Annotated in this window: 10 protein-coding genes; 5 read left to right on the top strand and 5 right to left on the bottom strand. The window is 34.5% G+C overall.

Annotated elements, in window-relative coordinates:
• Positions 1–1061: 1061 nt before the first annotated feature.
• Entirely contained in the window at positions 1062–2669 is a 1608-nt protein-coding gene (gene abc-f / locus T368_RS0100665; RefSeq protein WP_004088095.1) for a ribosomal protection-like ABC-F family protein, read from the bottom strand.
• A gap of 138 nt (positions 2670–2807) precedes the next feature.
• Here abc-f and ccoG point away from each other — a divergent pair, with 138 nt between their 5' ends.
• The 5 genes from ccoG (at position 2808) to ruvB (ending at position 7474) form a co-directional block, all read left to right on the top strand.
• The gene (gene ccoG / locus T368_RS0100670; protein WP_004088097.1) at positions 2808–4250 is read left to right on the top strand and encodes a cytochrome c oxidase accessory protein CcoG; all 1443 of its coding nucleotides are present in this window, start codon (positions 2808–2810) and stop codon (positions 4248–4250) included.
• A 175-nt stretch (positions 4251–4425) separates the two neighbouring features.
• Positions 4426–5100, top strand: a complete 675-nt coding sequence (locus T368_RS0100675) for a tetratricopeptide repeat protein (protein ID WP_004088099.1) — start codon at positions 4426–4428, stop codon at positions 5098–5100.
• A 21-nt stretch (positions 5101–5121) separates the two neighbouring features.
• Complete coding sequence (locus T368_RS0100680; protein ID WP_004088100.1) at positions 5122–5511, top strand: GtrA family protein; 390 nt, start codon at positions 5122–5124, stop codon at positions 5509–5511.
• 88 nt (positions 5512–5599) lie between these two features.
• Complete coding sequence (locus T368_RS0100685) at positions 5600–6379, top strand: histidinol-phosphatase (protein WP_004088101.1); 780 nt, start codon at positions 5600–5602, stop codon at positions 6377–6379.
• 51 nt (positions 6380–6430) lie between these two features.
• Positions 6431–7474, top strand: coding sequence for a Holliday junction branch migration DNA helicase RuvB (gene ruvB, locus T368_RS12860; protein WP_004088103.1), 1044 nt, complete (start codon positions 6431–6433; stop codon positions 7472–7474).
• A gap of 1016 nt (positions 7475–8490) precedes the next feature.
• Here the strand turns inward: ruvB and T368_RS12865 are convergent.
• The 4 genes from T368_RS12865 to T368_RS0100710 form a co-directional block, all read right to left on the bottom strand.
• The gene (locus T368_RS12865; RefSeq protein WP_138160764.1) at positions 8491–10464 is read right to left on the bottom strand and encodes a motility associated factor glycosyltransferase family protein; all 1974 of its coding nucleotides are present in this window, start codon (positions 10462–10464) and stop codon (positions 8491–8493) included.
• 567 nt (positions 10465–11031) lie between these two features.
• Positions 11032–12144 (bottom strand): GDP-mannose 4,6-dehydratase, encoded by a 1113-nt coding sequence (gmd, locus tag T368_RS0100700; RefSeq protein ID WP_004088107.1) that lies wholly within the window; start codon positions 12142–12144, stop codon positions 11032–11034.
• Between the two features lie 141 nt (positions 12145–12285).
• Entirely contained in the window at positions 12286–12576 is a 291-nt protein-coding gene (locus T368_RS0100705) for a DUF3240 family protein (protein ID WP_004088109.1), read from the bottom strand.
• Between the two features lie 200 nt (positions 12577–12776).
• A complete protein-coding gene (locus tag T368_RS0100710; RefSeq protein WP_004088111.1) occupies positions 12777–14246 on the bottom strand; it encodes a hypothetical protein in 1470 nt (489 codons plus the stop codon).
• Between the last annotated feature and the right edge of the window lie 53 nt (positions 14247–14299).

Raw genomic sequence — 14299 nt, forward strand, 5'->3', positions numbered from 1 at the left:
AAGTGCTATCGCTTACTAATAAATCTTTATTTGCTTTATTATTAGCATTAGCTTTATTACTTGCTTTATTCATGCTATTTTCAAAGCTTGTTATAACCCTTTTTATATCATGTAACGTCGTGTATTGCATGTGTAATCATTCCTTATAAAATAGTCTTTGTTATCTACTTTATAAAGCATGTTAGTAGTGTTTGCATGTAAGGGTGTTATGCTTTGCATGTATATTAATGCTTTTGTATTGCATACTAAGAGCCGAGCATAAAAACACATAACATAAAAAGTAACACTAAAAAGCAAGTATTGCATACATATATACTTTAATTGCTTTATATGTTTTAAATATGGTAGAAATCCTAGTAGAAACTTAAAATCCACATAGATAATTAGAGTGCGGTATATAATGTTTTTGAAAAAATAGAAAGCAGTGTAGAAATACTTCCAAATTATAAAATGAGCAACACAATAAAGAAATATCAAACCAAAATTGAGATATTCCCTACAAATCCAAACATTACTAAGGCAGATATTTTAGAATTTTTTGAATTGAACATGTTGTATTATTATTGTGATTCCTATCGACATAGAAACAAATTTAAATATGATAAGTTTTTTTGGGGGATACTGGAGATCTAGTTTGAATGCCGCAAATCCTACCCATATCGGTAAACACATTGACATCATGGAAGAATTATTTCCAGCAGATTATATTGATCTTTTTATTATTGGAGTGATGATTTGGTAGGAAGACTACCCCTAGCAATCTATCATGTTATAAAGGATATAAATACCAAGCTTGGATATATTTTAGAGATAATTTCTTTTATCAAGGAAAATATAACGATAATTATATAGCAATTATACAAACTTCTTGGGATACACCTGAATTTTGGAGTGAATATAATATTTCAGTAGTTCATATATGAGGAAAGTATAAGATACTTCAATGAGATTTTAGCCCATAGATTTCATAAACTCACTTAGTTGAAAATTAAGTGGAGCATGAAGCTTATATACTATAAGACTGCTATGATTAAGGATACTAGTTTCTATCAACAAATATTCTACTTCTTCGTTTCCAAATACTCTTCATAGCTGCCGCGGAAGTCAATCATTTTTGTGCCGCCATTTTTAGAATCAATAACAAGTTCTATGATTCTATTTGCATATGCACCGATGAGTTCTCTATCATGACTTACACATATTACACCGCCTACATAGTTATAAAGGGCTTCGCCTAATGCGATGATGGCTTCTAGGTCAAGGTGGTTTGTCGGCTCATCTAATAATAAAAAGTTGCTTTTAGCAAGCATGAGTTTTGAAAGCATGATTCTATGCTTTTCACCACCACTTAATGCTCCCACACTTTTTTCTTGCTCTTCCCCATTAAATAGCATTCGCCCAAGTGATGTCCTAATCTCATTAGAATCTACACTCTTATCAAATGCCCTTAGCCATTCATATAGCGTTTCTTCACCTTTTATAATCTCGCTTGTATCCTGCGGGAAGTAGCCCATTTCAATAGTCGCTCCCCATTTTACCACGCCGCTATTTTGCTGTAATTGCTCTGCTAGAATCTTGCAAAGTGTGGTTTTGCCAACGCCATTTGCACCAATGAGTGCGATTTTATCACCGGGCAAGACATTGAGTTCTAGATTCTGAAATATGACTAAATCACCATAAGAGTGGCTAAGATTTTTAACATTTAAGACTTCATTGCCAATATTTCTTTTAATCTTAAAAGCAATGCTTGGGTCTCTTCTGCTTGATATTTGCAAGGCTTCAAGATTTAGTTTATCAAGCTGCTTTTGCCTTGAAGTTGCCTGTTTTGCCTTACTCGCATTTGCACCAAAGCGGCGGATAAAGTCTTCTAGTTCTGCTTTTTCCTTTAGCTTTTTATTTCTCTCCATTTCCTGCTGCTTTGCAATGAGTGTAGAAGCGATATACCAATCATCATAATTACCGCTAAATTCTCTCAGTGTTTTAAAATCAAGGTCTAAAATATGCGTGCAAACCGCATTTAAAAAGTGCCTATCATGGCTAATAACTACGAGTGTGCCCTCATGTCTTTTAAGATTTTCTTCAAGCCATGCAATAGCACTTAAATCAAGGTTATTTGTCGGCTCATCAAGCAGTAATACATCTGGCTTTGGAAATAAAACTTGTGCTAATAGAATCTTAAATTTATCCCCGCCTGTGAGTGTTTTCATAAGCTCATTATGTGTATTTGCTGGAAATCCTAAGTCTTCTAGAATCTTTTCAATCACAACTTCACATTCATACATAGGATCTTCTTCCACGCAAATCATCTCAAGCTCACCTAAACGAGAATTGATTTTATCATCGCTTAAATCCGCTGTTGCATAGAGATTCTCTTTCTCTTTTATTGCATCATATAGCCTTTTATTGCCAATTAGCACAGCATCTTTCAAGCTTAAATCTTCAAATGCGTATTGATTTTGACTTAACACACCAAGACGCAAACCGCTATTTAGCACAATATCACCACTACTTGCCTCTATCTCACCACTTAGAATCTTAAGAAAAGTCGATTTACCTGCACCATTTGCCCCAATAAGCCCATATCTCTTTCCACTATCAAGCTTTATATTTATATTTTCAAATAATGTTTTTGTCGCATAACGCATACTCACATTTATTGCTTGTAACATAGCATTCCTTAGTATTAATTTTAAATAAAGTTACAAAACTTAATACTTTAATGTAATTTTAACATTAAAATATGTATAATCATCAAATTAACCCAAAACTTTGATTCTAGCTATCAAAGACTATTTAAAGGATTGATTATGCAAGCCGCTTCAGATTCTAATACACAAAAAAATGGCGCTAAGGTTGAAAACTTTCGTAGAAAGCGACACATAGGCTACATTATACTCACAATCGTGCTTTTAGTCGTCCCTTTCATTCGCATTGGAGAAGCACAAAATCATATCTTTTTGCTCTCTTTTGACCATAAGGTATTGCATGTGCTAGGCATTGAGTATAGCATACAAGAATTTTATGTTATGACTTTCATGCTTATGGTGCTTTTTGTTGGTATCTTTTTTATGACCGTTATGGCAGGGAGATTCTGGTGTGGTTGGGGCTGTCCGCAGACTATTTTCCGCTCTGTGTATCGCGATATTATCCAAACTCAACTACTTGGATTAAGAAAGAAAATATCAAATAAGCAAGAAGTCTTAAAGCTTGACACACCGATGAAAAAGTTTAAATATGTGCTAGGCATTGTGCTTTTTGCATGTATTGCCCTTATTGCTACTGCTGACTTTTTATTCTTTTTTGTGCCACCAGAAGATTTTTTTGTATATGCTAGAGATTTTGGAGAACATAGAGTTTTGCTTGGATTCTGGCTTGTTGTGGCTTCATTTATGACGATTGAAGTCTGCTTTATTGCTGAAAAATTCTGTATCTACATGTGTCCTTATGCAAGGGTGCAGTCAGTCTTTTTTGATAACGATACGCTTATGTCTATCTATGATACAAAAAGAGGGGGATTGCTATATAATCCAAATGGCAGTGCAATAGGCATTGCACCCAAAAAGCAAGACCCGCATAATGAATGCACAAATTGTCAGAGTTGCGTAAAAGTGTGTCCAACACATATTGATATTAGAAAAGGCACACAGCTTGAATGTATCCATTGCTTAGAATGTGTTGATGCGTGTTCTGCTGTTATGGCGAAGTTTAATTTGCCAAGCCTTGTTACATGGAGTTCGCCAAATGCTATGGAGAAAAAGACAAAGCCAAGACTTTTAAGGGCTAAAACTATTGCGTATATGGTGATATTGACACTTATATTTGCATTACTTATTTTTGTGGGTAAATCTCATAAGAGTATGCTATTAAATATCACAAGAGCATCAGAGCTTTATATTGTGCGAGATAGTGGTGCAATCGATAATGTATATAAGTTTGTTGTGCAGAATGTCGATAAAGATCCACACACTTTTGCATTTGAAGTTGATGGCGACATGGCAGACAAATTTGAGATCATTATGCCAGATCATAGAGGTAAAAAGGAATTTTTAATTGAACCAAATGAGCCAAAATTCCTTGTTGTTATATTGCGTGCAAAAGGTGAATATAATGATTCCATAGACACGGATAAGAATATACCACTTACAATTAAGTCTTATGCGACCGATAATAAAGATAACATTAATATTAAATATAGCACGTTCTTTATATATCCAAGCAAAGCTATTATTGAGAAGAAGTTGCATAAATAGCACTAATATTTTGTTGCAGCCGGGATTCATAAACCACTTCTATAAATAGATTCCATAAATTAGAATCTATCTATATGCTAGATTCTAAAAAACATTCCACAAAATCCCATAAAGACCGATATTATAGAATCTACTTTTATAATTGCTATGACTATAGCATAGCAGGGAGTTTGTTTTGAGAGCATTTCTTATCACACGCTGTATTTATTTTTTTAAAAGGTTTTGTTTAGTCCTTTCTGTTGGCTTTATGCTGTGTTATAATTTGTATGCGTTTGATAGGCTAACTGAAGAAGAGTGGCATTATACATATAATTTTTGTATGCAAAATAATGCGAATGCATGTGATTATCTTATCGATAATGGCTTAGTTGGTCCGCAAGAATGCCTTGATAAACAATGTGAGATTGTAGGCATGATATACACACTTGCAGGCAGACACGATGAAGCACTAGCCTATTTTGAAAAGCTATGTGAGGGTGGAAATGTAGCAAGTTGTGGTAATGTCGGCGATATTTATTATTTCCATTTACATGATTATTTTCGGGCAAGAGACTTTTATGAGCGTTCATGTAAGCAAAAAAATAGCGCAAGTTGCTATGGTTTAGGCATTATGTATGGTAATGGAGAGGGTGTGAGACAAAGCTTTGATAAGGAGGATAACTTTTATAAACAAGCATGTAATGGTAAAGAGCCGCTTGGCTGTTATAATTTGGGCGTAATGTATCAGCAAAAAACAGATATGAAAAATCATCTAAGCATAGCAAAAGAGTTTTATGGCAAGGCATGTGATTATGGCTATCAAAGCGGCTGTGATAAATACAGAGAGTTTAATGAAGTAGGAATTAAATAGTCTTATTATAAGAGAAGCATTTTGAGACAATATGTAAAAAAATATATCGATAAAAGCACTATTATTTATGGTGTAGTGGGGATTATTAATACCATTGTTGGCTATGGTATTATGTTTGGCTTGACCTTTATGGGTGTTGTGCCAGAGATTGCAAATGCACTAGGTTATGGAATTGCTTTTATAGTTTCGTATTTGTTGAATAAAAGATTTACCTTTCAGTCAAAACACACTCATAAAAGGGATTTTACACGCTTTGTGATAGCAAGTTGCTTTGCTTATATGACGAATTTATTGACACTTATTATATGTTATAGAATCTTATCTTGGAATGAATATATAGCACTCATAGTTGCAAGTATAATGTATGTCATTGTTGGCTATTTGTTGCATAAATTTTGGACTTTTCGCTAAGATTATAAAGATTAAAATTGCTTTTAGATTCTATATCAAATCTAAAATAAGCTAATAATCTTAGTCCATATAGAGTGAGGGAAAAAATATGCGAGTTGATTTACATAATCACACCACTTACTGCAATCATGCAAATGGGAGTATGGAATCTTACATGCAAAAGGCAAGTAGTCTTGGTATAGATATCTTTGGATTTTCATGCCATGCCCCGATGGACTTTGATAAAAAATATCGCATGAGTTTTGCGGATTTACCAAACTATCTTGCACAGATTCCAAAATCTTATGAATCTATGGAAGTTTTGCGTGCGTTAGAAGTGGATTATATACTTGGTAGGGAAGATTTACTAGATAAATCTGTGCTAGATTCTGATGTGGATTATTTGATAGGTTCGGTGCATTTCTTAGATGATTGGGGCTTTGATAACCCAGAATTTATAGGTAAATGGCAAAAAATGGGCGTATTTGCCACTTGGGATAAATATCTCTCATCTTTGCAAGGCATGGCAAAAACAGGGTATTTTCAGATAGTTGGACATTTTGATTTACCAAAGCTATTTGGCGATATTATGCCGCAGAATCTCTACACAAAAATGGAAGAAACACTACATATTATGAAAGATATGGATATGGTGCTAGAGATAAATGCAGCAGGTTTGAGAAAAGATATAAAAGAGCAGTATCCTTCAAGCAAGATTCTAAAAAAAGCAAAGGAAATAGGACTTGATATAACGATGGGAAGCGATGCACACGATATTTGGCAAGTAGGCTTTGGTTATGAAGAATGTTTAAAGATTCTAAAAGATATTGGCTTTAACAAACTTACAATTTTTCGTAAAAAACAGAAGTTTTTGGTTGATTTAGATTAATAAAAATATCACTTGAAGTTTGCTATAATTCACTAAAAACAAGGCTATATAATGGAGAAAATTTCACTATTAAATAACGAACAAACAGAACGCATAATCGCTGGTGATAAGAAGACAATAGATTCTCAAAATGAAAATACCCTGCGACCTATATCATGGGAAAACTATATAGGACAAGACAAGATTAAGAAAAATTTGCAGGTATTTATTGAAGCAAGTAAGAAGCGCAATGAATGTTTAGACCATATTCTATTCTTTGGACCGCCAGGACTTGGCAAAACTACGATTAGCCACATTATCGCACATGAAATGGGGGCAAATATTAAAGTCAGTGCAGCCCCCATGATAGAAAAAGCGGGGGATTTAGCAGCAATTATGACAAATCTTAGTCATGGCGATATTTTGTTTATCGATGAGATTCACAGGCTAAGTCCTGCTATTGAAGAGATTTTATATCCAGCTATGGAAGATTTTCGCCTTGATATTATCATAGGGCAAGGGGCAGCCGCTCAAACTATAAAGATTGATTTAGCCCCATTTACTTTAATCGGTGCGACAACAAGGGCTGGTATGCTATCAAACCCCTTGCGAGATAGGTTTGGAATCAGTGCGAAACTAGAATTTTACAATGAAGATGAGTTAGCCTTAATCATCACAAAAGCAAGCCTTAAACTAAACACAAAGATTAATGAAATGAGTGCAAAAGAGATTGCAAAACGATCGCGTGGCACACCGCGTATTGCCCTGCGACTACTAAAAAGGGTAAGGGACTTTGCTGAAGTGCAGGATAAAAAGATAATCGATGAAGTCATCGCAAAACACGCATTAAATGAGCTAGGCGTAAATGAGCTAGGCTTTGATGAGATGGATTTGGGCTATTTGAAGATTCTATCACAGGCAAATGGCAGACCTATTGGCTTAAACACAATCGCAGCGGCAATGAGCGAAGATGAAGGGACAATAGAAGATGTGATTGAACCATACCTACTTGCAAATGGCTATATTGAACGCACTGCAAAAGGCAGAATCGCCACGCCTAAAACCTATACGCTTTTTCCACATTATGCTAAAAATGATGGTTTAAGTTTATTTTAACAGGGGGGGGGAATTGCTTTTGTTAATGTTAAAATCGGTGTTGTATGCAATACTTGAATAATACAACACTTTTCAAGCTTCAAACGCCCAAAATACCGATACTCTAAACACTAAGCAAAAAAAAACCCTTTTTACTTTTTATGTATCCTTTTTTAAAATACATTCAAAAACACACATAAGATATAAACAAAAAATCATGTGGAAGTAAGAAAAAGGAATTATAACATATAAGCATATTATTAAAGTAGCTTGTTATAAAACCCTTAATTTAAGGCTTTTGTGTGTTGGTGTGTTTATGTGTGTTAGAGAGAGTTGTTTTATGAGTGTTAAAAAATTTAAGTATTAAGCATGGATTAAAATCTAAAAAGACAATATAGAGGGTTGTGTTAAGAAGCATTTTAGGGAATGAAAAATGTTATAGGCTTTTTAAATTCTAATTGTCTTTTTGTGGGGTTTGGTGTTTAGGATTTTGGGGAGATTGGAATCTTATATTTGCTTTATAGTTTAGAATCTTGATTCTGTGTGTTGTCTTTTTGCGGGTTTGGACTGGTACTTCGCACAAGTGGCACTTTCAAAGAGAGTTGCTTCTCATGCTTCGTCATTTATATTCAATAAGCTTATTACATAAGAATCTACACAACCCTTGAATTATTTAAAAATACTTCTGCAATGGGTGTTTTAGATTGTTGAGATTCTAGTGTCAATTATGCGTTATCTTTAATGTTTAATTCTCTAAAATCTTTTATTATGGAATTTTTTGGATTCTACGCCTTATTTTAGTCTATTGGATTTAGGCATTTGTCATGTTAGATTTAGTTTGTGTGAATTTTATCGGGTTTTATATATTTTTGATTTAGATCTTTTTGTATTTGCATTTTTCAAACTTTAATATTTGAGATTGATTTAAAAGACTTGGTTGTAGTGATTGTGTTGTGTAAGATTGCAAGTTGCACAAATGGTTAAATTCCAGTCTAACATCTTGCTAATTCAAACCCCAAATCAACAAAAATTTAGCCTTACTTTGCCTTTTCTTTCTTCTCTTTATCCTTTAGGCTCTCGTATTTTTCACCACTTAGATATTCTAAAGCTTTACGCACGACGGTTACAACCGTGTCGATGCCACCTGCAAGGCTAAATAGCCAATATCTATGATGATATAGCCATTCTAGCTCTTTGCCCCTTTTATCATCTTCGTTATTAATAGGTCGCACTAGAAGCTGTGCTATGTCTAATTCTTGATGAAAAATATAGGATTGCAAGGCATCTGTGAAGTAGTCATGAAACACTCTTGAGTTAAAAATATCTTTAATCTCATCTATGGAATCTATTAATTTATCCATTGTTTTATAGTTAAATTTTTCTAGCTCATTCTTGCGATTTAGCTCTTCTATCTCTTGTAAAAACTCAACTAATTCTAAGAATACACTCTCAACTTTTTCTTGTTGTAACTCGCCATAATCAATCCAATTTTGACAAATCTCAATGGCTTTTTCCATATTCTTTTTTGCATGTGCTTTACTCGGGGCTTTAAGCTTTAGTGGCTTTTTCTTTACCTTTGGCACCAAAGCACAAGCTTCTTTAAAAGGCATTTCAATCGTCCCTCTTATCCTTGCTCCACCTTCAGTCGCATTAATCACTTCTATTTTATAAGGTGTATTTGCTATGTCTTTTTCATAGAAGTTTAAAAAGAGTTTCCACACTTCTGTGGTCTCTACTACACCACCACCGCCATATTTTTCCACATAGATTTTATCTTTTTTGGGTTTAATCTCATTTTCACCATATACCGCACCTTTAGAGTGACTTGAGCCATCTTCACCAAAGGCTAAATCCTGCCCTATGATAATGCAGCGTTTAAACTGCGAATGCACGACTAATTCATATGCCATATTTGCCGCACTCATGCCAATGCCAAGATAGCCATATTCATAGAAATTAAAAAGTGTTGTGTAGCCAAATGGGCGGAAGCTAAACTGCTTTGTGCCTTTTTGTATCGCATGTATAGTGTCCTCATGCACGATTGAAGTAAGGGAGAAAATCACATCTTCTTGTGCCTCCATAGGTGTATCTGTGTAGAATTTCGCACTCTCTTTCACTCTCTCTAAAGAGAACACAATATCTGGCTTTATACCATGCTTTGTAAGCACGGGAAAACTCGCATCAATGCAAAAAAGTGTCGCATAAGGAGCGATTTCTTTCAATGTATCAAGCTGCTTATAAAGGCTTGGTCCTGTGGAGACAATGATGGCTGTATCTCTGCCTTTAAGCTTACTATGGATTTCTACAAGGCTTGGGGCATAGAGTGAATATTTCATATTTTCAATATGCTGCTTTATCCCAACGATAGCATCTTTTGTATCATTGCCTACACTTATTACACCATGCTCGATGGCGGCTACAAAGTCCTTATTTATCCTTAGAATCTCTTCGCTATATTTTTCATAATAGCCATTTGGTAGCAACAAATCATAGACTTTAGAATACACTTTAGAGAATTTATCCATATCAAAAAGGGAGTTAATCATATTGAAATTACATTGTGGAGAATGAAGTAAAATCAGTCGATTGCTTAGAATCTCTTCACTAAAATCAATGAGATTTAGCACAATATAAATAATCTCTAATTCTGGCTCAATCACTACAATGCGTTTTAGAATCTCGCTGCCAAGCATCATGCGATATAAGATTCCATTCCCTAAACCATAGGCGTATAAATAGGGATAATAGCGATATATTTCATAGCTTTTTAGCACCTCTAGATTCTCTTGCAAGGGATCGCCTTTATAAAGCGGGATATTATTTTGCAATTCAACAATATTAAAGTTCGCACTATCATTTCCCATAAAGACTTCATATTGCGTATTTGTTTCTATTTTTAAGAGATTGTAGAAAAGAAGAGGATCGCGTATGCTTAATGCGTGCAGGTTTCTCTCATAAATGGAGTTTTCATTAATTTGTGTTTGTGCTTTTTGTGGCTCTGAATCTTGCATGATTGTGCTAAGTGGCTTACATACTGCTTCTTGTAATTCAGTTTCTTTTATTTCACTTTTTTGTGATTTGCTTGCTTGTGATACGCCTTTTTGTGACTCAGTTGTTTTTAACTCGCTTGCTTGTATTTTGCTTGTTTTCAACTCATTTGTTTGTGATTTAGCTTTTTGTGTTTTAGCCGCTCTTAACTCACTTTTTTGTGATTTGTTTGTTTTTAACCCACCTTTTTTTGACTCGATTGTTTTTATTTCGCTATTTTGTGCTTTGGTCGTTTTTAGCTCATTTGTCCGCACCTTAGCGTTTTGTGTTGTCTTGCTTTGCACTTCTTTTTTTGTGCTTTTTTGCGTGTCTTTTGTTTGCCCTTCTTTTGCCATCTCTTCCTCATTGCATGATTTTATGATAAAACAAGATGATATTATAATATATTTTTGTAGATTATCAAATATAGGCTTTTAATGATAGCTTATGCACTCTTATCCCATTTTGACTTTTTGTCGTTTCAAAGATGGAATCTAGTTTATATTTTATTCTTTAAGCATATAGAATCTATATATTAGATTCTATAATCTCTACTCAAAATATCGCATAATCGTATAGCCACCATCTTTTAAATATTTATCCTTTTGCATCAGCTTTAAATCGCTTTGCATCATATCAGCAACAAGCATTGATAAATCATATTTTGGACTCCAGCCTAGAATCTTTTGTGCCTTGCTTGGATCACCTAATAATAAATCCACTTCAGTAGGTCTAAAATAGCGAGAATCAATCGCTACGACTTCCTTACCAATAGGCAGCTTATAATCACCACTACATTTTGCTACAATGCCCACTTCATCTACACCACTACCCTTAAACTCAATATCTATGCCAAGTTCTTTAAAGCTTAATCTCACAAAATCTCTTACTTCTGTGGTAACACCTGTTGCGATAACAAAATCTTGTGCCTTGTCTTGTTGCAAGATAAGATACATCGCCTCTACATAATCCTTTGCATGTCCCCAATCTCTTTTTGCAGAAAGATTCCCTAAATAGAGTTTATCTTGCAGTCCAAGTGCGATTTTACTCACACCGCGTGTGATTTTACGCGTTACAAATGTCTCACCGCGAATAGGACTTTCATGGTTAAATAAGATCCCATTACTAGCAAAAATATTATATGCCTCCCTATAATTGATCGTAATCCAATAAGCATAGAGTTTCGCACAGGCATAAGGTGAGCGTGGATAAAATGGCGTATTTTCATTTTGTGGGACTGCTTGGACTAAGCCATACAGCTCACTTGTAGAAGCTTGATAAATCTTTGTTTTATTTTCCATGCCTAAGATTCTAATCGCCTCTAAAAGTCTAAGCGTGCCTATACCATCGGCATTTGCGGTATATTCTGGCGTCTCAAAACTAACAGCTACATGACTCATTGCGGCAAGATTATACACCTCATCTGGCTTTACAAGCTGCATAATGCGTATAAGATTTGTAGAATCTGTCAAATCCCCATAATGCAGGTGAAATCTCACATTTTCTGCGTGAATATCTTGATATATGTGATCGATTCTATCGGTGTTAAAAAGCGAACTTCTACGCTTTATGCCATGCACTTCATAGCCTTTATTGAGCAAAAACTCTGCTAAATATGCCCCATCTTGCCCCGTTATCCCTGTGATTAATGCGACTTTTGCCATATAGATTCCTTTAACTTTGAATAAAGCCTTGATTATATCGTAAAAAGATTGTGTTAATGGCTATTTAAACGATTTCATCTAAAAGTCCATATAAAACTTTATTAAGATTCGCACTTTGCGTATAAACTCATACCTTTAAAACTACATGCCAAAAAATGCAAGAGGCTGACACTCTACTGCGAATACACGCACATCTTTAAACTCTTCTTTAATAAGACTTGCAAGCATACCCGCAGCAGTGTCGTTTAAGTAAAGTTTAATAATAGCATAGTTTTGCCGCCCACTTACTTGCTCTTCATCGCTTAAAAGCATATTTTTTGCTGCATACTTCTTTGCCTCAATGAAAAAGAAATCATCATAGCCATTTGCAAGTAGCAAATCAATAACATTATCCTTTATCTCAAAACGCATATAAACATCAAGCACTATCATTTTATTTTCCTTTTATTGTAGTCGTATCGTATTTTAACAAGATTCTAACATTTTAGAATCTGTACTTTTTACAAATCTGCTACAAAAAAAGTTTGTATAAAAGCTAACAACCCACAATCGTAATTTTCAGATTGCAACTTCTTGCCTTATCTTCGCCAAAAAAAGACTGGGCTTTATCTTTCAAATCGTTCCCAAAAACTCTATTCCTTCATAGAAGCGATCTGTTCTTTTGTGATAAGCGAGATATTTGCTTCTTTATTATATTTGGATTCTTTAGTGTCAGCCAAAATGCGTTGCAAGGCGGTTTTATCCAATCCTGTTGTATCGATATAAATACCCTCAAACTTCTCTTTATTTACTGCGACAAAAAATTGTGAATCTTTTTTAGCAATCACGACATTATGATTTTTACTTTGACTCATAATGTCAATTTTTACATTGACTTCTACTTTTGGCTGATTTGTTAAAATAAGAAACTTTTTGACATAGTTTTTTTGATGGCTTGTATAGTATTTATACATAGCCTGTTCATTTGCTGCAGTGATTTTTCCTTTATCAAGCTTTTTAATCGTTTGTCCTAAGAATGTCATCATGCAATAAGGCTCATTAATGTCATGCTTGAAAAACACATTGCGTATAGAGACTGACTTCATGCCAAGTTCCCATATTTGATTATCAAGCTGTGTGGCGGTAACATTCAATGCTTCTTCTGTTTTTTCTCTTAGCATATTAATAGTTTTTCTAAACACGGCTTCAAATATCTTTAGATTTTTTTCTGCAAAACTTTTGCATAGCCCTTCTAGATTCTCATGTGCTTTTGTAAGCGTTTTTGTCTCTTCATGTGCTTTATCGGAGTTTGCCCTCATTCTTGCGATTTTTTCTTTTATCTCGTTTTCATCGCCCTTTTTTGCTTCAAGTCGTTTATAAAGGATTTTTAGGTCATGTGCGGTTGTGCGGATTTTATTTTGAAGTTGCATAATGCGTTCTTTTATGCCATTTGCAGCACGCACCGCCCCTTTATAATTAAACTGATATTCAAGAAATGCTTCTTCAAAGATTCTCTCTGGATTAAGCTCATTTTTTGTAAAAAAGTTATGGGAATATTCAAGTGTGCCAAGCCTTGAGTGATACTCTGCAAACATATCAATATTGAGTTTTCTATCTGAAAAGATAAGGTGATCTAATGCCTTATTTAAGAATCTTTTGCTAATTGAGAAATTAATGAGTGGCGTTAGCGTTGATAAATCAAGCTCTTTTAAAAACTCTACACTTCTAAGCTCTGTCCCAAAAAATTCCTTGATACAATCTTGCACACTGCGATTGATTTCAATCTCTGTTAATTTCAAATAGTTTGTTTGTGCGAAAATCTTTTGCACTTCTTTTGCGCGCAATTCAGATTCTTTATTTTGCAACTCTTCATCAGTATTACTTTTCCAAAAGTCTATCTCTCTAATAAGCGCATCAGGCGGAAAAGATTGATATTTTGAAGCACGCGCATCGGTTACTTGAATGCCACCATCATTTGTTCTAAATTCCACATACATACCAACGGCTGGACGATTTCTGCCATCATGCCAACTATCTTTTTTTAGCTCAAAAATCTTTTTTGAAGCATTCATAATGACGCCTGAACCAGTCGTAGCGGTATAGCGCGTTATTTTTCCGTGCATCAAAACTCCTTATCAATCTAAAAATCGTAAATCATTTAAGACAAAAAATTGCT

The sequence above is a fragment of the Helicobacter bilis ATCC 51630 genome, from assembly GCF_000686565.1.
GTDB lineage: Bacteria > Campylobacterota > Campylobacteria > Campylobacterales > Helicobacteraceae > Helicobacter_A > Helicobacter_A bilis.

Coding starts and splice junctions, on each gene's coding strand:
- ruvB (WP_004088103.1), top strand. CDS start 6,431: ATGGAGAAAATTTCACTATTAAATAACGAACAAACAGAACGCATAATC.
- T368_RS0100705 (WP_004088109.1), bottom strand. CDS start 12,576: ATGATAGTGCTTGATGTTTATATGCGTTTTGAGATAAAGGATAATGTT.
- ccoG (WP_004088097.1), top strand. CDS start 2,808: ATGCAAGCCGCTTCAGATTCTAATACACAAAAAAATGGCGCTAAGGTT.
- T368_RS0100685 (WP_004088101.1), top strand. CDS start 5,600: ATGCGAGTTGATTTACATAATCACACCACTTACTGCAATCATGCAAAT.
- gmd (WP_004088107.1), bottom strand. CDS start 12,144: ATGGCAAAAGTCGCATTAATCACAGGGATAACGGGGCAAGATGGGGCA.
- T368_RS0100710 (WP_004088111.1), bottom strand. CDS start 14,246: ATGCACGGAAAAATAACGCGCTATACCGCTACGACTGGTTCAGGCGTC.
- T368_RS12865 (WP_138160764.1), bottom strand. CDS start 10,464: ATGCAAGATTCAGAGCCACAAAAAGCACAAACACAAATTAATGAAAAC.
- abc-f (WP_004088095.1), bottom strand. CDS start 2,669: ATGTTACAAGCAATAAATGTGAGTATGCGTTATGCGACAAAAACATTA.